The organism is Enterobacter cloacae complex sp. P24RS, assembly GCF_014982165.1.
Lineage (GTDB): Bacteria > Pseudomonadota > Gammaproteobacteria > Enterobacterales > Enterobacteriaceae > Enterobacter > Enterobacter quasihormaechei.
This window is the reverse complement of the sequence record NZ_JADCKU010000014.1, coordinates 115,828-137,742: the sequence shown is the minus strand read 5'-3', so window position 1 is coordinate 137,742 and position 21,915 is coordinate 115,828. Positions and strand designations below refer to the sequence as shown.

The window sequence follows — 21,915 nt, the reverse complement described above, 5'->3', positions numbered from 1 at the left end:
GTTAATTACTCCGTTACATTATTATCAGCGTCATCATCCTGCGATGACGCATGGGTAGTGCCCGGTGCCTGGCAGGCATTCGCCTGCGGCACCAGACTGATTTCGACACGGCGGTTGAGCGCACGCCCTTCCGGGGTGTCGTTGGTGGCGACAGGACGGCTTTCACCATAGCCCTGCACCGCAAAACAGCTTTCCTGCACGTCGCCGGTGTCACGCATCCAGTCGCGCACCGCTTCAGCACGCTTCAGGGACAGCGTTTGGTTCAGTTGTGGATTACCGGTGTTATCGGTATGCCCTGACACGACAATCAGCCAGCCCGGCTTCGCTTTGATGCCAACCAGTGAATTTACCAGCATTCGGATGGAGCCCGCTTTGAGCTCAAATTTGCCGGAATCGAACAGCGACATGCTGTCGAGCCGCACAATTTTCGGTATCGGTTTGAGCTTCGGTTCAGGCGGCGGAGGTGGGGGCACATACGAGCGGATCGCATCCAGCACTGGCATGCGCAGACGCCCGCCCTGATAAAGTCCCAGGCTCAGCCGGGCCGGTACGCCATTACGTGCATGGTCGTCCAGTAAAGCCGCATCCTCGCGCAGTACCGCAACGGCGTCGGCTTTCGGACCGTAGTTGTCCATAGAAATGCGGTCGTAACGGATAATATCGAAGCTCACGTGATGCATTAGCTGGCGATTATTCAAGCCACTGCTGAGCAGCGCAGCGATAGTCGCCAGCGTGAAGATCCCGAGCGCGCAGCGCCAGGTTCGCTCACGCGATGTAAGACCCCGCCCTTCCGGCAGTAATGGCAGGATAAAATCCGGGTACAGGGAGATAACCGTACTGTCCGTTCCCACCGGCTGCCAGCCAGACACCTGCTGCATCGCTGTGTGATGGGAAAGCCACGTCGTCCAGGCAGATGTGGCCAGGCTTCCGGCGAGGATCGGCCCCATTCCCCAAAGCATCGCAATAGGTGCAATCACAGGAATATCGGGGTTTTCATCTATAAATACAGCCTCTACGTGCTGCTGGAACCAGCTCATCAGACTGTTCATCAGCACCTGCTGCTGCACCGCAGGCGTTCCGCCGGTAGTAACCCATGCAGCAACAGAAGCTGGGGCTGAAGATTCACGCCAAACCCTCACGCCTTCTCCCGGTAAAGCAGCCTGCCAGAGTATGTCATTCGTCATCGCGCTGCCGACCTGACCATTCAGCACCAGCGGTATAGAATGACCGGTTTCTTTACGCAACCGGCTGATTTCCCAGCGCAGGGTCAGCAGCCGACTGGTCAGGGCTTCGCTGTCGGGGTGCTGCTGGGGGCAGACGCTGACCATCACCGACAGCTGACGACCCCAGTCAGGACGTAACCACAGTATCTGACGGGCAGCCTGCACCAGATCCTGATGATCTTCCACGCGGATCCAGCATCCCTGCGTGACAGTGAGTACCGGTGACGGTTGCGGCCAGGCTAGCGGCAGATCGCCACAAACCAGCACCACGGGCTGACGGTAAGTGGCGTGAGGCAGTTCCTCCAGACGCAGGGTGGAATCATGCTGTTCACGGCGACTGGCGACAGTCCAGAACACCAGTATAAGCCCTACTACCGCCAGCAGAATGAGCACAGAAACCAGCCAGGATACCGGCAGAAAACCCAGGCAGACCACAGAACTCAGCAGAACGGCCCACAACGCAAGCCAGCGCTGTTGTGCAGGACTCATTTCACGGCCTCCGGCAACAGGGTCAGCAGCATCTGATCTAGCCAGCGATCCAGCCCCCACCAGAGTGCAACGACCACCATCACGCTCAGACCAATACGTACGGGCCATGACGCCAGCCAGCCGCCCATAATTCCCCGCCCGGTATGGCTCTCCGCAAGTACGGGGTGGGACTGTGGATAGCTGAACGGCGTGACATATTCGCTGAGGACGTTGACTAGTTTCTGGCGCTCCGGGTCATTCGGTGAACGGTAACTGCCGAGAAAACCCAGCATCATGACCCGCTGGAAACAGGTCACGACAGCGTGGTCTGGCGCCGGTTCACGCAGCACATCACGCATCCGGTCGCACAGCGTGTCACCAGCATCCATAGTGCCGAGGAAGTACCCTTGCAGAGGAATGTCATACCACTGTATACAGGCGTCATCCTCCACACCCCGACCTTTGACCGCCTCATCGAGTAGCGCGCATTGTGCCGTGAGAATATGCTGGCAGCTGGCTTCATCGAGCTCTCTCGCTTTTAGTTCACGTTGCACATGTTCCACATCAGCAATACAGCGCTCCCAAAGGATTCGCCCTTCCCCTTCCTGGAATGTCGGGCCGTGACGCAGGCTTATCACCTGTAGCCAAGTGTCCTGGAGGAGATCATCAATATCAATGAACGCGGCATTAGCGCGTTTACGATCACTCATGTTCTCAGTACCGCAAAGAGTTCAAGTTCAGGCTCGGCAAGCATTCCAGGAACGTAAAACATACAGGTGCCGCTCTGGAACATTTCTATGGCCAGGGGATGAGAGACATCAAGGCTGAAATACTGATTTTCCAGACGCAGTGGGATGGCTGCCGGCACATGACGCAGCGGCGTCAGAGGAACACCTACCCGCGATGAGTTGACGATACTCCTGACATGATCGGGGCTGCCGACCTTGCACTGGCGCGGGAATTGCTCCTGCAATTGTGCCACCGGCAACGGTGAACGCACGGAGAGGTAATAATCAGCTTCTTCGCGCAAACGCGGATCGTGCAGACGAGCCTGCCAGAAGTGGAGCCGGGCATCATGCTCTAGTTCAATCGCTACCACACGCGATGGCAGGCTAGCTTCGAGCAGGTCACCTAATAAATCAAAGAGCGGCGGGAAGACGTTATTTTGTTGCTCATGTTGCCATACCGGGATCGCGCTGACCTGGTGCTCCAGCGAGAAGGTCAGTAGGCTTCCTGCAAGCCGAGCCAACTCTGGATACAGACGCTCAGGCGGGCTTTGTGGATTGCGCTGAAACTGCCCCAGCACAGGCTCAGCACTGTTAAGGGCATTAAGCAACCAGAACAGGGAGACATCGGCTACGGCAAAATCCGCCATACGCTCATTACTTTCCCGGCGCATGTCCATCAGACGGCCCAGACGAGCGCGCAGTTGCGTCAACAGTTGCTCCAGCTGAGTCACCAACCAGCGGCTGCCCAGCAGCGCCAAAAGTGGTGGAAGGTACGTCTCATCAAGTGCCCAGTTTCCCTGTGAATCTCGCTGTAGGTGAGCGACCGGACAGGTCAGGTAATCGCTGTTGTTTTGATGAGCGAAACGCAACGTCAGTTCTGGCCGCATTACCGCAATCTGCCGAGTGTCATCTCCAAAAAGGTTGCGGACATCCTGCCAGCGCTGACGATAGCGAACAGGACGCCCTGCGACCTCATCGGGCTTAAGGCAGTTGCCACCATTCGCGCGTAGCAGCGGAAGGGCCAATACCACCACCACATCCTGTGATTCACTCTCCAACGCCAGCACCGGGGGAAGGTCGTCAGCATTATCCGTATCGACTAATGTCCCGTCAGGAAACCGGATGTGCAGATGACGGGCCTGCAAACGTCCCAGCTTGAGAATATCCGATTCGAAAGTGGCATTAATTACCCCCCAGGGATGGGTGAGACCCAGCCGGGCGATACATTCCGCAGACCAGGCCGCATAGGCGGCCTGTTGCTGGAAGTGCTGGGGAGAGACCATCTGGCCCCTGCCCCATAACGGTTGTTCCGTTTTCATGCTTCCTGCCTTACGTTACGCTTTCGCTTTCGGCATCTGGCTTACCAGAGACAGGTTCACGTCCATCCCTTCCACCTGGAAATGCGGAACCGCATACAGCTTCACGCGGAAGAAGCCCGGGTTGTCTTCGATATCTTCCACCACCACCTTCGCGTCACGCAGCGGATGAGAAGCCTGCAACTCATCGCCCGGATCGGTCATTTCAGTCACCAGGCTTCGCACCCAGGTATTCAGCTCCAGCTCCAGCAGACGGCGGTCCTTGGTGGTGCCGATGTTCTCGCGCTGAATCAGCTTCAGGTAGTGCGCAATACGCGACAGCAGGAAGATGTAAGGCAGACGGGCATTGATGCGGCTGTTGGCCGTCGCATCTGCGGTGTCGTACAGCGCCGGTTTCTGAGCGGAGTTGGCCGAGAAGAAGCAGGCGTAATCGCGGTTTTTGTAGTACGACAGTGGGATAAAGCCGAGATTGGCGAACTCAAATTCGCGGGTCTCCGGGATCATCACTTCGGACGGTATCTTCACCTGGTTACCGGTACCGAGGTCGTACAGGTGAATCGGCAGATCTTTCACCGCTCCGCCCGCCTGCGGGCCGCGGATCTGCACGCACCAGCCGTTATTGATGAAGCTCTTCACCATATTAGAGGCAAAGGAGAATGACGCGCTGGTCCACAGGTATTTCTCGTGATCCGGGCCTTTCACCTGCTCAACGTAGTTGAAGCTGCGAACAGGCACGGTATCAGGGCCATACGGCAGACGCCCCAGCACGCGCGGCATCACCAGGCCGATATAGCGGGCGTCGTCAGTGTCGCGGAAGGATTTCCACTTGATGTATTCAGCGCGGTCGAAGTAGTTGCCGATATCCTTAATTGCAGCGACCTCTTCCATAGAATCTTTCAGGAAGAATTTCGGGCCGACAGAACCAATAAACGGCATGTGTGCGGCAGCAGACACTTTAGAGATGTTGCGCAGCAGCGCCACATCCTGCGGGCTGGCGTCAAATTCATAGGATGAAATGACTGAGCCAATCGGCTCGCCGCCCGGGGTGTCGTATTCGGCGGTATAAGTGTGCCAGTAGAGGCCGCTCTGGATCAGTTCCGGTGCATCCTCAAAATCCTGGCGCAGGTCGTCCTTGGAGACGTCCAGAATCTCGGTTTTCACATTCTGGCGGTAGTCGGTGCTGTCTACCAGCTGCTTCAGGCCGCGCCACAGGGATTCCACTTTCTGGAACTCCTGATGATGCATTACGGCATCCAGCTGACGGCTAATCTGAAAATCCAGCTCGGCGATATGGTGGTCAATCAGCGTCTTGTCGAGCTTATCCACGGGCTGACCGGATTTGCGGATGCAGTCCATAAATACCTGCATCGCCGCCGTCAGGCGTTCACCCGCCGGAGCGTCAGAAAGCGCGGCATCATCCAGAAACGCATTGATATCACCCAGGCTGGAGGCCGGAGTGAGGTTGATTTTTTCAAACAGGGAGGCGTAAACGCCCTCTTTTTCCAGTACGGTGGTCTGCCCCTGCGCGGAGGCGGTTTCAGTATTCACAGACATCAGCATATTCCCGGTTAATCCATTAAATTACACATGCCGCTTATTTCGGGGCCAGTGCACTCATTTCGTCGCGTAATTCCTGAGACAGCGCTGGGTCTTTAAGAATTTTCTCGAGTTCTTTTCTGAAAGTAGCGTTATCAAGAAGATTGGATTTGAGATCGCGTAATAAATTACGCATAGCCAGCATGGCACGGAGCTGAGGGATCTGGCGGGCCACCTGTTCAGGTTCGAAATCCTTAATATCGGAGAAGTTAAGTTTTATACTTTCTTCAGAACCATCCCCTGCCATTGTGTTTGGAACCGTCAGATTAACTCCCGGGTTAAATTCCGAAAGTACACTGTTGAAGTTATTTTTATTGACGATGATTTTCTCCCTTTCGGATAATGGACGATTCTCTTTTCCATTACTGAAATCACCGACGGTAAGGAGTTTAAGCGGCAGTTCAACTTTCTTCTGCGCGCCACCTGTATGCAGCGCCAGCTTTAAATTTATGCGTGCCTTGGGCACCTCATTCTGGAACGAATCGGCCATAGCAGTCCCTTTCTTCAAAAGAAATAATGTTAAGTGAGTGACGGTTCTTTACAAATCCATATTAGAACAAAAGGCCATTCTAGATCAACTAATCAGATCAAAGATCTACATTTAGACTTTTCTTAAGAATTTTCCACTAATAATTAGTATTTATAAATACCAGACATACGTGGCACATAAAAAGTATTAACCATTTATTCACAATAAACCAGCAGGAATGCCTGCGTTGACAGAGAATATTGAATTCATTGCCCCCTGTCGCTGAATAATTGATTTTTATCAATGCGATTCTAAACATCAGCCGCAGAAGCGCAACCTAATATCATCTTATCCAATAAATCTGCTGAATATGGAAAAGTCCTATACCGGACAATCTCAGGTTTCAAATAGCAGAAATCATGCTGTTATACAGATAATGAATTAATGGTTACGCGCTTTTCGATAAACCGGAAGAGTAATATCGCTGGTGGCATTCATCAAAAGAATGAATGCGGTTTTTTATGGAAGGATTTTTGGTAATAACTCGCCTGTAAATAGCATTAACCCTGCGTTCAGGCGCTTAAGCGATGTACGGCTATTTGCCATAGCCACTTAAGCGCCTTACCTGGTTTTTAATGTTTTTCAATGTACATTGTACGACTGTACGCAACATCCTCTGGGTTATTTATCGGATACCCTTTAACCCAGGGCTTAATGAGACGACCATTGGTGTACTGATAAATCGGGGCAATCGGCGCTTTCTCGGTGAGGATCTTCTCGGCCATGTTGTAGTCTGCATTACGCGCTTTTTCAGTCGTTTCAAGCGTCGCCTGATGAAGAGTCTTATCGTAAGCAGGATCGTTAAACCGGGAGATGTTGCCGGTGTGTGAGGACGTCAGCAGCGACAGGAATGTCGACGGCTCATTGTAGTCTCCTACCCATGACGCACGGATCACGTCAAAATTCCCGGTATTACGGCTGTCGATGTAGGTCTTCCACTCCTGATTCTGCAACTTAACGTCAACGCCCAGATTTTTCTTCCACATAGATGCGACGGCAATTGCGATTTTCTGGTGGTTTTCAGACGTGTTGTACAGCAGCGTTAATTTCAGCGGGCGCTGGGGACCATAGCCTGCCGCCTGCAATAATGTTTTCGCCTGAGCATTCAGCTCCTGCTGCGACATCTGCTCGAATGGCGAGGGTTCCGGCGTAAAACCGGCAGTGACATCAGGAGTGAAATGCCAGGCCGGTTTCTCACCGGTTCCCAGAACTTTTTCCGCCATAATGCGCCGATCAATAGTCATGCTGAGCGCCAGACGCACGCGCGCATCAGCGGTTGGGCCTTTTTGCGTGTTAAACGCGTAGTAATAGGTACCAAGCTGTGGCGGAGTATATACCTGTCCCGGAATATCCTTTAGCAGCTTCTGATACATGTTTTTCGGAAATGATTCCGTGATATCAATGTCGCCCGCCAGGTAGCGTTTGGTCGCTGAGGACTCCTGGTTGATTGGCACGAATGTGACTTTTTTTATCACCGTATTGGCGTTATCCCAGTAGTGAGTGTTCGGCTCAACCACCAGCTTTTCATTCACCACGCGATCTTTCAGCACATATGCACCGTTGCCGATGAGCGCGCCAGGGCGCGTCCATTCTTTACCGCTTTCCACGTTTGCCTTTTGAACCGGATAGAACGCAAAGTTCGCCGTGAGGTTGCTGAACCATGGCAGCGGTTTGTCCAGCTGCACGCGCAGCGTTTTAGCATCAACTGCCGTCACGCCGAGCGTATCCGGAGCAGCTTTTCCATCAATAATGGCCTGCGCATTGTTAATGCCCGCCAGCGCTGCAAACCAGGCGAAAGGTGACGTCGTTTTGGGATCAACCAGGCGACGCCAGCTGTAGACAAAATCTTGTGCCGTCACCGGGCTACCGTCAGACCACTTAGCGTTATCCCGCAACGTGAACGTCCAGACACGGTTATCATTGCTCTGCCAGCGCGTCGCCACGCCGGGAACCAGCTTCCCTTTTTCGTTCTGATTCACCAGCCCTTCATAAAGGTCGCGGATCACCTGTATCTCGGGTAAACCCACCGCTTTAGCCGGATCGAGCGAAGCGGGTTCATCTTTAATGTGTCGAACCAGCTCCTGGTTTTGCGCCAGAACCGTTCCTTTGGGAACCTCCGCGGCATATGAAAGTGAAGAAAGCCCGCACAGCCACAGCGCAGTACAAAGAAGCGAAACAGGATGCTTCATACGATCCCCTTAATGATGTCAGGTAACAGGCAGATGCGTAATTATTTGTTTCGACACGGAGAAATGCAAATGCTTCCTCTGGAAAGTTGATGTCAGGCAATTTTCCATCCAGACGGAAACTATTTGATTAAGCGCGGGTTTTGCACAACACTGCCAGAAGCGACTTCATCATCAGGGTTTACTATGGCAACCACCCGACCAAGAACGGAACGCGGCGCCTTCCCGCCCGGGACTGAACATTATGGCCGCTCATTTTTAGGCGCTCCACTGATCTGGTTTCCCGCCCCCGAGCCCAATCGTACTAGCGGCTTAATCATTGCGGGCACGCATGGCGATGAAAACTCGTCCATCGTGACGCTTTCGTGCGCGCTACGTACGTTGTCCCCCGATTTACGACGACATCATGTGATTTTGAGCGTCAACCCGGACGGTTGTCAGCTTGGATTACGGGCAAATGCGCGAGGCGTTGACCTTAACAGGAATTTTCCGGCAGCAAACTGGCGCGCGGGTGAAACGGTATATCGCTGGAACAGTTCGGCGCAGGAACGCGATGTGGTCCTGCTCACGGGCGACAAACCGGGTTCCGAGCCCGAGACTCAGGCGTTGTGCCAGCTTATTCATAAGATCCACCCGGCCTGGGTAGTCTCTTTCCACGATCCCCTCGCCTGTATTGAAGATCCTCGTCATACGGCGCTCGGGCAGTGGCTGGCGGATGCGTTTGCTCTTCCGCTGGTAACCAGCGTCGGCTATGAAACTCCCGGGTCGTTTGGAAGCTGGTGCGCCGATCTCGGCCTGCACTGTATCACCGCAGAATTTCCGCCGATCTCCTCGGATGAAGCGAGTGAAAAATACCTCAGAGCGATGACAGATCTTCTGCGCTGGCAGCCTCAAAGATGAAGAACGCCAGAGGTAAAACTCAGGGCGGGTGAAACGTCAACCGCCAGCCAGGTTGGGCCATCCAGATCGGCAAAACGCACGCTGTTCACCAGCGGGAGTGCAGCGCCGATCGCTCTGGACGTACACAACATACAGCCCAGCATCAGGGTAAAGCCTTGCGCCTGCGCATGCTTTGCCAGCGCCAGGGCTTCGGTTAACCCCCCTGTTTTATCCAGCTTGATGTTCACCATTTCGTAGCGGCCCTTAAGATCTGAAAGACTCTCGCGCGTATGACAGCTTTCATCTGCACAGACGGGAAGCGGATGAATAAAATTCGCCAGCGCGGCGTCGTCGTCTGCCGGGAGAGGTTGCTCCAGCATGGCAACGCCCAGATCGGCAAGCAGCTGACAGCGGGCCGCCAGCCCTTCGCTGTGCCATGACTCGTTCGCGTCGACTATCAGGGTGGCATCTGGTACCGCCGCCCGAATGGCGACCATGCGTTCGCTAATCAGACGATCGTCGAGCTTCACCTTTAATAAGGTTGCACCGGTGGCATATAACGCCTGAGCGCTGGCCGCCATTTGCTCGGGTTCACCGATGACGACCGTTTGCGCGGTGACGATCGATTGCGGCAGCGTAACGTCCAGCAGTGAAGGCAGCGGTTTGTGTTGCTTCGCCGCTTCCAGACTCCAGAGTGCGCAGTCAATCGCATTGCGTGCCGCGCCGGCCGGCAACCTTTGCTGAAGGGACTCACGCGTCAGGCCCGCCTGCAAGTCGGGCACCACCGTCATAATTTGCGCCATGACCGAGGCCAGGCTTTCTCCGTAGCGAGGATAAGGGGTACATTCCCCGACGCCTTTTACGCCATCCTCTTCACATTCAACCACCACCACACTGGCCTCATTACGGCTGCCGCGCGAGATCACAAACGGGGTGTGCAATGGCCAGGCTTCTTCATAGACCTTAACGCTTCTCATCACTGACTCCTTGCAGGCCGGTAAGGCATAAAATTGGTTTGCCGTGCTAACTGCGGATGGCATACACTAGCCACGACGTTAACTATTTGTAAACAGGAAGATATCTATGTCACAACTCGTTCATTTCCAGGGCAACCCGGTAGCTGTTGCAGGTTCCATCCCTCAGTCTGGCAGCAAAGCACAGCCTTTTACTCTGGTGGCTAAAGATCTGTCCGACGTCTCGCTGAGCCAGTTTGCTGGCAAACGTAAAGTCCTGAACATTTTCCCAAGCATCGATACGGGCGTTTGCGCGGCATCCGTGCGTAAATTCAACCAGCTGGCGACCGAAATGGACAACACCGTGGTGCTGTGCATTTCTGCTGACCTGCCGTTTGCCCAGTCCCGCTTCTGCGGCGCTGAAGGCCTGAGCAACGTCATCACCCTTTCCACTCTGCGTAGCCCGGATTTCCTGGAGCAATACGGTGTTGCCATTTCCGAAGGCGCGCTGAAAGGTCTGGCTGCACGTGCGGTGCTGGTCATCGACGAAAACGACAACGTTCATTTCAGCGAGCTGGTTAACGAAATCACCACCGAACCGGATTACACCGCTGCACTTGAGGCACTTAAAGCCTAAACGTAAAAAAGCCTCTGCAAAGAGGCTTTTTTGTTTATTCGTCACCCTTCTTCTGATTTAACCCATATTCGCGCAGCTTATTCGCAATCGCAGTATGTGAGACCCCAAGACGTTTCGCCAGCTTGCGCGTGCTCGGATAGCTACGATAGAGCTGCGTTAACACCGAACGCTCGAAACGGCTGGTGATGTCGTCCAGCGAGCCTTCCATGGCCTCTTCGCCTACCGATACCGTCCCGGCATCGTAATCCGGCAACAAAATATCCTGAGGACGCAGTTCATACCCTTCAAGCTGAGTTAATGCGCGATAAACCGCATTTTTTAGCTGACGAATATTGCCCGGCCAGCCGTAACGCGTCAGCACGGTGCCGAGGTCGGCAGAAAGCTTCGGACGCGGCACGCCCTGCTCGTCGGCAAAACGGGCGACGAACAGCTCCGTCAACGGCATGATGTCCTGCGGGCAATCGCGCAGCGGCGGGATATTGAGCGTCAGAACGTTCAGACGATAGTAGAGATCTTCGCGGAAAACCCCTTTCTGCACCAGCTCCACCAGGTTTTTCTGGGTGGCGCAGATGACGCGCACATCCACATGCACTTCATGATCTTCCCCCACGCGACGGAACGTGCCGTCATTCAGGAAGCGCAGCAGCTTCGCCTGCATGCGGGGCGACATTTCGCCAATCTCGTCCAGCAGCACCGAACCGCCGTTTGCCTGTTCGAAGAAGCCTTTTTTGCCTTCCGGCGCATGCCCGAACAGCTCGCTTTCCACCGCATCTTCCGGAATCGATGCACAGTTCAGCGCCAGATACGGTTTTGCCGCGCGCGGGCTGGCCATGTGCACAGCATGCGCCAGCAGATCTTTCCCCGTACCGGTATCACCGGTAATCAGCAGCGGCGCGGTCAGATTAGCCAGCTTGCGCGCCTGGTCGATCACGTGACGCATCTTCGGGCTTACCGCAATAATCTGGCTGAATGCGCCAACGTCCTGGCTGGACAAATTCTGTAACTGGCGGCCCATGCGCACCGTGGAGCGCAGCATGATCACTGCGCCGGTCAGCACCCGCGCGGCATTTTCACCTTTCAGGTAGACCGGCGTGATCTCCATCAGGAAATTCTGTCCGTTGATGACGACGTGCTCGCTATGGGTATTTTGCGGGCTGCTGTCCAGCCAGCGCTGGAAATTAAACCCCGGGATCAGCTGCGTAGCGTGGTGACCGATGAGCTTTTCCTGGCTCTGCGCAAACAGCTGGCAGCTGGCCTGGTTAACGCGCTCGACTTTATTTTTCAGATCGAGAGACAGAAACGGCTCCGGCATCGCTTCCAGCAGCGCGCTCAGCGCGAGATGTTCTCGCTCGGACGGCATCCAGGGGATGGTGCGAACATCCGTAACGCCAGCGATACGGCGGATTTCCGCCATCAGGCTACTGAAGGTATTGAATTCAATTTCGGCAAAGTTGAGGTAAATTCGCCCGACAGGGTCGATCTCAATGCCACGTAAATCAATGCTACGTAAAACAAGAAGATCGAGTAACTCGCGGGTCAGACCGAGACGGTCCTCACAAAAGACTTCCAGACGCATGGGAAATTCACCGTTTAAGCCATTAACAGTAAAATGATATGTCAGATCACGGTGTTCGGGAAGGTGGCTGTCAACAAATATTGACAGCCAGCACGAATAGTAAACAAATCCTCACTGCACAGGTTTTTTACTGAGCGTCTCTTTAAGCTGACCTACCAGCTCGCGGCGGAAATCGCCCAGTCGCGGCTTGTCGCCGTCGATCCAGGGAAGTGGACGACAGACCTCCATCGCTTTAATGCCTAAGCGTGCTGTCAGCAGACCGACACCGATCCCCTGCGCCGCCCGCGCGGAGAGACGCGCCGCGAGATCCTGCGACATCCAGTCCATTCCGACCTCGCGCACCAGTTCGCTGGCCCCGGCAAAGGCGATATTCAGCAACACCAGTTTGAACAGGCGCAGACGGCTGTAATAGCCAAGCTCAATGCCGTACAGCCTGGCGATGCGGTTAATCAGGCGCAGGTTGCGCCAGGCGATAAAGGCCATGTCTACCATCGCCAGCGGGCTGACGGCGATCATCAGCGTGGATTCCGCCGCCGAACGGCTGATCTCACGGCGAGCCTGCGAATCCAGTACCGGCTGGACAATATGGGCATACAGCGTGACCACCTCCTGATCATTCTGGGTTTCGTGGATCGCCGCATACCAGCGCTGTAGCGCCGGATGAGAGTGATCTATCCCGGCCTGAGCCGCCAGCTTTTCACAAAATGCGCGCCCTTTTCCCGTGCCGTGGCTGTGCAGCAGATCCCGCGCTTCTTCGCGTTCGTGCGCGCGCTGACGCAAACGCCATAGGCGACGCCACTCGGTGACGACTGAGCCTACGCCCGCACCAACGATCAACACTCCGGCAGCACAGCCACCCAACGCCACCCAATCCTGGGTTTGCCAGGCATTGATGCCCCACTGCACGCCCTGCCCGATTACGCTCGCGCCAAAAAGGGCCAGCCCGGCGGTGACCATCTTGCGCCACAGGCTGCGTTTCGGGCGCAGTGCCGCGTCAACGACCGCTTCCGCCTGCCCCTCTTCAACCAGCGGTTCCTCTGTCAGCACGGGAGCAAAGTTGTCGGCCTGCGGGCCGCTGAAGGTTTGCGCCGTTTTGAACGCTTCATGCGGGGTCTGATCAAGCTGACCGGTAAAATCAATGCGTGGTTTCAACGGTTCCGTCATCGCAATTTATCTCCAATCAAAAACTCCAGCGCCGCATCCAGACGGATGTGCGGCAGTGGCTGGTCAACGTTCATCCTCTGCGGACGGAAGGCTTCGAACTGAAACCCCTGGCTTTGCCAGAAGGCCTGGCCCGGCAGACGCGCGGGAACTTCCCCTGGATAGACCGTGAGCGGCTCTCCGTCGCTGAGGCGGTTGCCCCGAAGGGCCGGAATTTTCTCGCCGTTAACGTCAATCAACCCGCTTTGCGTAGCCTGTACGGACGCCAGCCCCAGACAATCCATGCCGATCCCTTCGAAAGCCGCATTCTGCCAGGCATCCTGCACCAGCTGTTGCAGCAGGGAAACCATATTGGCGTGCTGATCGACTGTCACATGGTCGGCTTTTGTGGCGGCAAATAACAGCTTATCGATGACCGGAGAGAACAACCGGCGAAACAGGGTACGCTGTCCGTAATGGAAACTCTGCATCAGCTGCGTCAGCGCCAGCCGCATATCATTGAACGCCTGCGGCCCGCTGTTGAGCGGTTGCAGGCAGTCCACCAGCACGATCTGGCGGTCAAAGCGTAAAAAGTGATTTTTATAAAAGCCCTTAACCACCTTTTCACAGTAGTAGTTGTATCGCTCGCGGAGCATACCGGCGTTAGTGGTCTTGTCCGCCTGCGCCAGCTTCGATTCGCCGATGCTGTCAACGTCCGGCCACGGGAAAAACTGGAGCGCGGGGGCGCCGGCTAAATCACCCGGCAGCACAAAACGGCCCGGCTGGATAAAATGAAGCCCCTCTTGTTTGCACTGGTGCAGGTAATCCGTCCAGGCTTCGGCTATGACGGCCAGACGATTTTCATCCGCCGGCGCCAGCGGATCCAGCCCTTCGCAAAGCTGGCGCCATTTGGTCGACCACTCTGCCCGCTGCCCCTGCAACAGGCCGGTCATCTGTCGGGACCAGCTCAGGTAATCCTGCGCCAGCATTGGTAAATCAAGCAGCCATTCACCCGGATAATCCACAATTTCGAGATAAAGCGTGGACGTTTCTTTGAAGTGACGCATCAGGGATTCATTCGAGCGGAAACGAAGCGCAAGGCGAATTTCGCTCACGCCACGCGTCGGGGTGGGCCAGGCGGGAGGCTCCCCGTACAACTGCGCCAGACCTTCATCATAGGTGAAACGGGGGATGCCAAAATCACGTTGCGGTACGCGTTTCACGCCCAACAGCCGCTCCTCACGCACCGCGCTTAGCAGCGGCAGCCGCGCTCCCGCATGCAGGTTCATCAGCTGATTGACCATCGCCGTAATGAATGCCGTCTTACCGCTGCGGCTCAGCCCCGTCACGGCAAGACGCAGGTGGCGATCAACGCCACGGTTCACCAGAGAATTGAATTCGTTTTTAAGTCGCTTCATCGCCGTCCTTCATTGCCTGGAACCCTGAAAAGAGTCACTTCAGAATACAGTAAATTGGGGCAGATCGTTGATTATCAATTCTTAATTATTGCTATTGCCGTTTTCTCTCCAGTAAGATGGGCGCAATTGCTGTCCGTCTGGAGTGAGTAAGGTGTATGTCACCCACCATCTATGATATTGCCCGCGTTGCTGGCGTTTCGAAATCAACCGTGTCACGCGTTCTGAATAAACAAACGAATATTTCTCCTGAAGCGCGTGAAAAGGTGTTGAAGGCGATAGATGAATTAAATTACCAGCCTAATAAACTTGCCCGCGCACTCACCTCTTCTGGCTTCGACGCCATTATGGTTATTTCGACCCGCTCAACCAAAACCACTGCTGGAAATCCCTTTTTCTCTGATGTATTGCATGCCATAACGGCAAAAGCAGAAGAGGAAGGTTTTGATGTTATTTTACAAACGTCCAAAAGCAGTGAAGACGATCTACAAAAATGCGTGGGTAAAATAAAGCAGAAGATGATCAAAGGGATCATCATGCTAAGCTCGCCGGCGAACGAGTCTTTTTTCTCGACGCTGGATGAATACGGTGTGCCCGTGGTTGTTATTGGTAAAGTGGAAGGGAATTACCAGAATATCTATTCTGTCGATACGGATAATTTCCGCGACAGCGCCATATTAACAGACTCGTTTATCAAGCATGGCCGCACCAAAATTGCCTGCCTGCATGCCCCGCTCGATTATCACGTTTCTATCGATCGCCTGGCGGGCTATAAGTTCAGCCTTGAGAAACACGGCATCGAAATTAACCCGGCCTGGGTTATCGATGGCGGATATACCCATGAAAGCGCGCTTCAGGCGGCCAGCCAGCTTCTCTCCTCAGCCAACCCGCCCGACGCGGTTTTTGCAACTGACAGCATGAAATTGCTGAGTCTTTACCGTGCCGCCGATGCGCTAAATCTGACGATCCCGGAGCAAGTTGCCATGGCAGGATACAGCGACCCGATGCTGTCTCTCATCTTGACCCCTGCACCCGGCGGCTTTGATATCCCAACGAGAAAGCTCGGCGAAGAGAGCTGCACTCTTTTATTCAAGTGCATTGCAAATAAACCTGCGCCGCATAAGGTGTTGGTTGAAACCCACTTTACAGATGCGGCTTCGTTACGTTAAAAACCAGGGGCAAACGCCCCTGGTATCACGTCATCAGAACGCGTAATTCACGCCGACACCCGCATAGTGGAAGCGGTCGCTGTCACCTTCGTCATGATTTTCCCATTCGTAGGCATACTCGAGCGTCATGGAAAGGCCATTCGCAAAGTCGTAAGCATAGAGCAGCCCCAGTCGGTTGAAGTCATGCCCTTCACGGGTTGGATCGTCCTGCCAGTCCCAGTTTGACCAGCGATCGAGCCCCAGGCGGGTGTAAGGCGTAAGCGTTGTCTGGCCTAATGAAACAGGCAGGTAGGCACGAATTTCCTGGGTGGAGAATTCACCGTTATTACGTGAACTGTCCATATTGAAACCACGCTCTAAATAGTAGTTAACTTTTGCAGAGACGGTTTCGTTTATTGTCCAGGTAAAACCGGTTTCCGTTTCAACACGGCTGTCAGAATAACCGGTTTTTCCCAGGTCATTCGCAAACTGGTACATGGCAAACCAACCGCTAAAACGCCAGTCATCGGTTAATTTCAGATCCCAGTCTGGCTGAATTTTGTAGCGCTGCATATTAGCACTGCCATCTTTCGCACCGTGTTCATCTTTAAAATGATATCCATAATTACGGAAACCGCCCGTAAGACCCAGCGTAAAATCATCGGTGCCAATGAAGCGATACCGTAATTCGAATTCAGGGCGATCGAAATAGGTGCCGCGCGTCATGCTGCTGTAATCAACCGGGCCTTCCTGATACATGGCCAGTGAAATGGTCCACGCATCATACGTGGCGTTAAACCACACGGAAGGTTCATATAATCCATCTTTATCGTCACCCTGCCCTTCGACGTTTTCAATTTCATACATGGCACCAATATTAAACTCCCAGTGTTTTGCTGTTTCTGTTGCTTGCGCGCAGCTAACCCCTGCGCACAGAACGAGCGCAGCACTTCTTAGTAGAGTACTCATTAAAATATTCCTTTATAATTAACTCACAAAAAAACCGGAAATTTTCATTTCCGGCGAACACCTTTCTTATCTAATTGCTGCTTCAGTTTCAGCATCGAAGAAATGGCACTTACTCATATCGAACTGGATGCCGATAATATCTCCTGCGACGTAATCATCCGCTGCACCCGCACGGACCACCAGTTCATGCCCACCCACGGTGGCATACAGCATAAATTCTGCCCCGGTGAGTTCCGCGACGCTGATTTTCGCCGTAACGTTTTCACCGCTACGCTGTAGAGTAAGAATGTCTTCAGGACGGATCCCAAAGACGACCGCTTTACGCTGGTAACCCTGTGCATTCAGTTCGGCGAGCTTGTCTTCCGGGATCTCCAGGCGCAGCGTTTCCGTCACGAAATAGCGATCGTCGATCGCGCCACGAATAAAGTTCATCGCCGGTGAACCAATGAACCCTGCCACGAACATATTCGCGGGCTCGTTGTAGACCTGCTTCGGCGCGCCCACCTGCTGGATGATGCCGTCTTTTAAAATCACGATGCGGGTCGCCATGGTCATGGCTTCCGTCTGATCGTGCGTCACGTAAATCATGGTGGTATTGAGCTTCTGGTGCAGCTTGCTGATTTCAGCGCGCATCTGCACACGAAGCTTGGCATCAAGGTTTGACAGCGGTTCATCCATCAGGAAAACCCCGGCTTCGCGCACTATCGCCCTGCCTAACGCCACGCGCTGGCGCTGACCGCCGGACAACGCGCCAGGTTTACGCTGGAGATAGTCGCGTAAGCCCAGGATCTGGGCCGCCCAGCTAACGCGTTCTTCGATGATGGAGGGGGCAATTTTTTGCATCTTCAGGCCAAACGCCATGTTGTCGTAGACCGTCATATGCGGATAGAGCGCATAGTTCTGGAAAACCATCGCGATATCACGGGATTTGGCGGGAACATCATTCATGCAAACCCCGTCAATAATCAGTTCACCTGCGCTGATTTCCTCAAGGCCGGCAATCATTCGCAGCGTCGTGGATTTACCACAGCCCGATGGACCGACGAAGACAATAAATTCTTTGTCTTCAATTTCGAGATTAAAATCCTTAACCACGTGGACCTGGTTATCATAGATTTTCTGAATGTGTTTCAGTGACAGTTGAGCCATTATAAATTCCTTATCAATACGCCGGGGATGCCCAGAACGCCGTCAGGCGTTCCCAGGTCAGTTCCTGCGTTGAATGAAGTTGTAATCCCGCATGGTCCAGGCCAGGTCCAATCCCGACCGACAGCATTCCTGCGGCGTTGATCGCATCCACCCCCGCGGCGGCATCTTCGATACCGATGGCCTCTTCAGGACGCACGTTCAGTCCTTTACATGCCGCGAGGAAGATCTCCGGGTCCGGCTTTGAGCGGCGGATCCGGGAAGCATCGGCGCAAAAATCGAAGGCCTGATGAATACCCAGCGCATGCAAAATCCCCGGGGCGTTAAGCGATACGGATGCCAGCCCAGTTTTGACCTTCGCAGCACGAATATCCGCCAGTACCTCGCGAATACCCGGAAGCAGCGAATCCTGCGTCAGAGACGCCAGCGACTGGACATAGAGGGCGTTTTTCCTGGCTGCAAGCGCCAGACACTGCTCTTCACTGAACATCCCCGCTTTCCCGCCGTGCTTCAGGATGCGCTGAAGAGAATCCATGCGGCTTATTCCCTTCAGCTGTTCGTTAAACACTTCGTCGAAGGTGATCCCGATCTCCTGGGCCACGGCACGCCAGGCCAGAAAGTGAAGGTGCGCGGTATCGGTGATCACCCCGTCCAGATCGAATACAACAGCGTTAAGCATCATGGCGCCCCTCCGTGGTAGCGGTCCCATTAACAGGTGCAAGAAAGTCCTGATGCGCACATACCTTCCGCCCCGATACGTTCAGCATTTGACCCCACAGCGTTAACGTGACGGGTGCGGTAGTTTCAATGGTTAACAGATCATCTTCAAAGGTGATGTGCATTGTTGCGTCGCGCCACCGCAGCGGGAAGGCAAGTTTCCGCCATTGAGCGGGCAGCTTCGGCGCAAGATGCAGTTCCCCGTCGCTAATGTGCATCCCGGCAAACCCCTGAATGGCACCCAACCAGATCGCGCCGGTGGCCGCAGCATGTATACCGTCATCGCTGCTGTGCGGGTCGTCCCCCAGATCGATGGCGATACCGTCACGCCAGAACGCATAGGCCCCCTCGGTGTCACCGCAGCGCGCGAGCACAATGCCGTGAATGGCTTTACTCAGCGACGAATCATGAATCGTGCGCGGCTCGTAGAACGCCAGATTGGCGGCACATTGCTGCGGCGTAAACCGTTCCGGCAGCAGGTAGTTAAGCATCACGACATCGGCCTGCTTCAGGATCTGCATCTCGTTCACTTCCGCGCGGGAGTAATCGAGCAGAATGGTCTGTTTACCCGCTTTGGCCTTGTAGCGGCTCAGATCGATGGCCGGTTTTGTCATAAAGGTATCATCCTGCGGGATCACACCCTCTGCATCGGCCTCCGGTAACCACAAACGCGCCAGAAACGTCTCGGCATTTTCCGTAAAACGCGCATCGTCACGCCCAAACATCGCCATAAACTGGCGCGCACAGGCCACGTTGTGCCAGGCCAGGTAGTTGGTGTAGGCGTTGTTGTTGACATGCTCGGTGTATTCGTCCGGTCCGATCACGTCATGGATTTCCAGACGACCATTGACGTCCGTCGCGCGTCCCATCCAGAACGAAGCGGTTTCCATCAGCAACGTCAGGCCTTCGTGACGCATAAAGGCATCATCATGCGTCGCCTGCCAGTAAGCGACGACGGCCCAGGCGATATCTGCCACGATGTGGTGTTCAGCGAGTGCGGAAGCCACCTTCTGGCGACCCCCGGTACGAATGTTAATTGCCGCGAACTCAGGCGTCTCTTCCTGTCCGCTGGCGGCGCTTTCCCACGGGAACAGCGCGCCAGGCCAGCCGTTACGACGCGCTTTTTCACGGGCGCCTGAGAGATTAAGCCAGCGATAGCGCAGCAGGCTGCGGGCAATCTTTGGACGGGTAAACAGATGGAACGGCAGCAGGAAAATTTCGGTATCCCAGAAGACGTGCCCCTTGTACCCCTCACCCGTCAGCCCTTTTGCGGCGATACTGCTTCGCTCATCATGGGCAGGCGTCATTGTCGTCAGGTGCCAGACGGCGTAATCCAGCGCCAGCTGATCCTGTTGCTCCGGGGAAGTCACTTCCACACGGGCGTCGCGCCAGACGTCTTTCCAGGCATACGCTGAGCTCTCACGCAGCGCCTCGTAGCCTCTTGCCGCACAGACTTTGAGATCGGCCAGCGCGTTGCGCGCGAAAGTTTCCTGCGACAGCGCTTTATCGCTGCGATGCGTTACCCAGACGATCTTCTCAAGCGTGACAGTGTCACCTTCGGCAATCGTCAGCGAATGATGCACGCTGAGCCGACGATTTTTGGCGGTGAAGCAGCTGTCGCTCTTCTTCGAGAGCTGGCAAAACGCCGAAACCACAATCTCAGAAGCCCGGTCCTGCGTTTCATACACGCCCTGCATGTAATGCTGGTCAAAGACCCTGACCGAGATTTCATCCAGATGCTGCCTGCCGCTGTTCGTTTGCGTCGCATCAATGCCGGTTTTCAGCACGGCCTGCGCGGGGGCATCAAGGGGGGTGATTGCAAGCTGCATAGCCACTAAAGGCAGCTGGTCCAGCGACACAAATCGGCGACTCTCCAGCCGATAGCGTTTGCCGTTGGGTGAACGCCAGACAACGTTGCGATGCAGTTCGCCGTTTGCAAAGGCCAGCTCGCGCTGCCACTCAAGTATTTCCCCTGAAAGGAGGGTGAAATTGACGCCGTCCAGCTCAACATCAATACCGGTGATATCCGGCAGGTTGACCAGTTCAGTGGTCTCGTTGCGACCCGCGCGATGATAAAGGCCGGCAAGATACATGCCCCTGGTTTGCAGGGTGTAATCTTCTTCATGCGCAGCGCGAATGCCCATGTAGCCATTACCGCAGGTCATGACTGAGGCATATTTATTCAGGCTGTGAGGACAAAATCCCGGATCGGTTAATACAGATACGTTCAGCATAATGTCACGCTTTCCCCTGTTTCTGCGGATTCATAAAGCGCGGCGACAAGCTGTTGAATAACCAGTCCCTGCTCTGCGTCAGCGATCATCACAGGCTCACCCAGCACATGCCGCACGAAGGCATCCATGCTGCGCAGATGGCGCCGATCGTCCGCCTCTTCACGCTGGGCAAGGGTTTCCAAAACACCGGCTTCGTCGTTATAGATATGCGCCGGGAACAGCGTTGCGCCCGCCTTTTCACCGCAGAAAGAGACGTTCATGATGGACTGCTCGCGGATGTTAAGCGCAAAGGAGGTATCCAGACGCAGAACGCCGCCGTTGCAGAACTCGATCGTGCCAAACAGGGCATCTTCTACGGTAAACTGCGCGGGATCCCACTCGCCAAACTGGCCGCTGTGTTTCTGGTTTCCGAGCTTCTGGAAGCTGTGCGCGGTCACCCGCTTCACCGCCGGGAAACCCAGGACGTACATGGCGGCATCCAGCATATGAATGCCAATATCAATAAGCGGTCCACCGCCCTGGAGCGATTTGTTGGTAAATACGCCCCAACCCGGTACACCGCAGCGGCGCAGCGCCTGCGCCGAGGTAAAGTAAACTTCGCCGAGCGTGCCGTTCATCACCGCATCACGCAGTAGCTGGGTATCCAGGGCAAAGCGATGATGAAAATCATACGCGAGGACTTTTCCAGCCTTACGCGCCGCAATGCGCATCTGGTCGGCCTGTTCCGGCGTCATCGCCGGCGGCTTTTCACACATCACATGACAACCCGCTTCGAGGGCCGCCATGACGTGTTCAAAATGGAACCGGTTAGGCGAACAGACGCTCACCACATCCGGTTTTACTGTCTGCAACATCTCGTGAGCGTCCTGCCATGCCGATGGAATAGCATAACGTTCCGCGAACGCCTGTGCCTGTTCAGGGCGGCTGTCCATGACAGCCACCATTTGAACATCACTGCGCGTGGCGTAATACGAGGCATGCACTTTGTCTGCAACCTGCCCGGCGCCAATGATGGCGACGCGCAGAGGCAAAGGTGTAGAAGCACTCATCACGCT

The 21,915-nt window shown here is 54.9% G+C and carries 18 protein-coding genes; 3 read left to right on the top strand and 15 right to left on the bottom strand.

Features of this window, described 5'->3' with window-relative positions; genetic code table 11:
• Positions 1-5: 5 nt before the first annotated feature.
• The 6 genes from INF58_RS15785 to INF58_RS15760 all read right to left on the bottom strand — a co-directional run bounded on the left by INF58_RS15785 (position 6) and on the right by INF58_RS15760 (position 8,049).
• Positions 6-1,712, bottom strand: a complete 1,707-nt coding sequence (locus INF58_RS15785; protein WP_193528057.1) for an OmpA family protein — start codon at positions 1,710-1,712, stop codon at positions 6-8.
• A complete protein-coding gene (tssL, locus tag INF58_RS15780) occupies positions 1,709-2,401 on the bottom strand; it encodes a type VI secretion system protein TssL, short form (RefSeq protein WP_193528056.1) in 693 nt (230 codons plus the stop codon). Before tssL ends, INF58_RS15785 begins: the two co-directional genes overlap by 4 nt.
• Positions 2,398-3,738 (bottom strand): type VI secretion system baseplate subunit TssK, encoded by a 1,341-nt coding sequence (tssK, locus tag INF58_RS15775; protein WP_193528055.1) that lies wholly within the window; start codon positions 3,736-3,738, stop codon positions 2,398-2,400. The genes tssL and tssK overlap by 4 nt, the downstream gene beginning before the upstream one ends.
• A gap of 15 nt (positions 3,739-3,753) precedes the next feature.
• Entirely contained in the window at positions 3,754-5,289 is a 1,536-nt protein-coding gene (gene tssC, locus INF58_RS15770; protein ID WP_063867064.1) for a type VI secretion system contractile sheath large subunit, read from the bottom strand.
• A 40-nt stretch (positions 5,290-5,329) separates the two neighbouring features.
• A complete protein-coding gene (gene tssB, locus INF58_RS15765) occupies positions 5,330-5,821 on the bottom strand; it encodes a type VI secretion system contractile sheath small subunit (RefSeq protein ID WP_193528054.1) in 492 nt (163 codons plus the stop codon).
• Between the two features lie 611 nt (positions 5,822-6,432).
• Positions 6,433-8,049 carry an ABC transporter substrate-binding protein gene (locus INF58_RS15760; protein ID WP_193528053.1) on the bottom strand — a complete coding sequence of 539 codons (1,617 nt, stop codon included), beginning with the start codon at positions 8,047-8,049 and terminating at the stop codon, positions 6,433-6,435.
• A 183-nt stretch (positions 8,050-8,232) separates the two neighbouring features.
• Between INF58_RS15760 and mpaA the strand changes: the two genes are divergently transcribed.
• Entirely contained in the window at positions 8,233-8,946 is a 714-nt protein-coding gene (gene mpaA / locus INF58_RS15755; RefSeq protein ID WP_193528052.1) for a murein tripeptide amidase MpaA, read from the top strand.
• Here mpaA and ycjG read toward each other — a convergent pair.
• Positions 8,937-9,902 carry an L-Ala-D/L-Glu epimerase gene (gene ycjG / locus INF58_RS15750; protein ID WP_193528051.1) on the bottom strand — a complete coding sequence of 322 codons (966 nt, stop codon included), beginning with the start codon at positions 9,900-9,902 and terminating at the stop codon, positions 8,937-8,939. The two genes, mpaA and ycjG, sit on opposite strands and share 10 nt — an antisense overlap.
• Before the next feature lie 106 nt (positions 9,903-10,008).
• On the opposite strand from ycjG, the gene tpx reads away from it, so the two are divergent.
• Positions 10,009-10,515 carry a thiol peroxidase gene (gene tpx / locus INF58_RS15745; RefSeq protein ID WP_193528050.1) on the top strand — a complete coding sequence of 169 codons (507 nt, stop codon included), beginning with the start codon at positions 10,009-10,011 and terminating at the stop codon, positions 10,513-10,515.
• Between the two features lie 34 nt (positions 10,516-10,549).
• Here the strand turns inward: tpx and tyrR are convergent, their stop codons facing one another.
• The 3 genes from tyrR to INF58_RS15730 form a co-directional block, all read right to left on the bottom strand.
• Positions 10,550-12,091, bottom strand: a complete 1,542-nt coding sequence (tyrR, locus tag INF58_RS15740) for a transcriptional regulator TyrR (RefSeq protein ID WP_063452310.1) — start codon at positions 12,089-12,091, stop codon at positions 10,550-10,552.
• Between the two features lie 111 nt (positions 12,092-12,202).
• Positions 12,203-13,255, bottom strand: coding sequence for a YcjF family protein (locus INF58_RS15735; RefSeq protein WP_193528049.1), 1,053 nt, complete (start codon positions 13,253-13,255; stop codon positions 12,203-12,205).
• A complete protein-coding gene (locus INF58_RS15730) occupies positions 13,252-14,649 on the bottom strand; it encodes a YcjX family protein (RefSeq protein ID WP_112791805.1) in 1,398 nt (465 codons plus the stop codon). Before INF58_RS15730 ends, INF58_RS15735 begins: the two co-directional genes overlap by 4 nt.
• Positions 14,650-14,804: 155 nt before the next feature.
• Here INF58_RS15730 and INF58_RS15725 point away from each other — a divergent pair, with 155 nt between their 5' ends.
• A complete protein-coding gene (locus INF58_RS15725; protein WP_193528048.1) occupies positions 14,805-15,815 on the top strand; it encodes a LacI family DNA-binding transcriptional regulator in 1,011 nt (336 codons plus the stop codon).
• Positions 15,816-15,848: 33 nt separating this feature from the next.
• Here INF58_RS15725 and INF58_RS15720 read toward each other — a convergent pair whose 3' ends face one another.
• The 5 genes from INF58_RS15720 to INF58_RS15700 form a co-directional block, all read right to left on the bottom strand.
• The gene (locus INF58_RS15720; protein WP_063866586.1) at positions 15,849-16,763 is read right to left on the bottom strand and encodes an OmpG family monomeric porin; all 915 of its coding nucleotides are present in this window, start codon (positions 16,761-16,763) and stop codon (positions 15,849-15,851) included.
• Positions 16,764-16,829: 66 nt separating this feature from the next.
• Positions 16,830-17,912, bottom strand: a complete 1,083-nt coding sequence (locus INF58_RS15715) for an ABC transporter ATP-binding protein (RefSeq protein WP_107535455.1) — start codon at positions 17,910-17,912, stop codon at positions 16,830-16,832.
• 13 nt (positions 17,913-17,925) lie between these two features.
• The gene (pgmB, locus tag INF58_RS15710; RefSeq protein ID WP_193528047.1) at positions 17,926-18,591 is read right to left on the bottom strand and encodes a beta-phosphoglucomutase; all 666 of its coding nucleotides are present in this window, start codon (positions 18,589-18,591) and stop codon (positions 17,926-17,928) included.
• Positions 18,581-20,860 (bottom strand): glycoside hydrolase family 65 protein, encoded by a 2,280-nt coding sequence (locus INF58_RS15705; RefSeq protein WP_193528046.1) that lies wholly within the window; start codon positions 20,858-20,860, stop codon positions 18,581-18,583. The genes pgmB and INF58_RS15705 overlap by 11 nt, the downstream gene beginning before the upstream one ends.
• A complete protein-coding gene (locus tag INF58_RS15700) occupies positions 20,854-21,912 on the bottom strand; it encodes a Gfo/Idh/MocA family protein (protein WP_193528045.1) in 1,059 nt (352 codons plus the stop codon). The genes INF58_RS15705 and INF58_RS15700 overlap by 7 nt, the downstream gene beginning before the upstream one ends.
• Between the last annotated feature and the right edge of the window lie 3 nt (positions 21,913-21,915).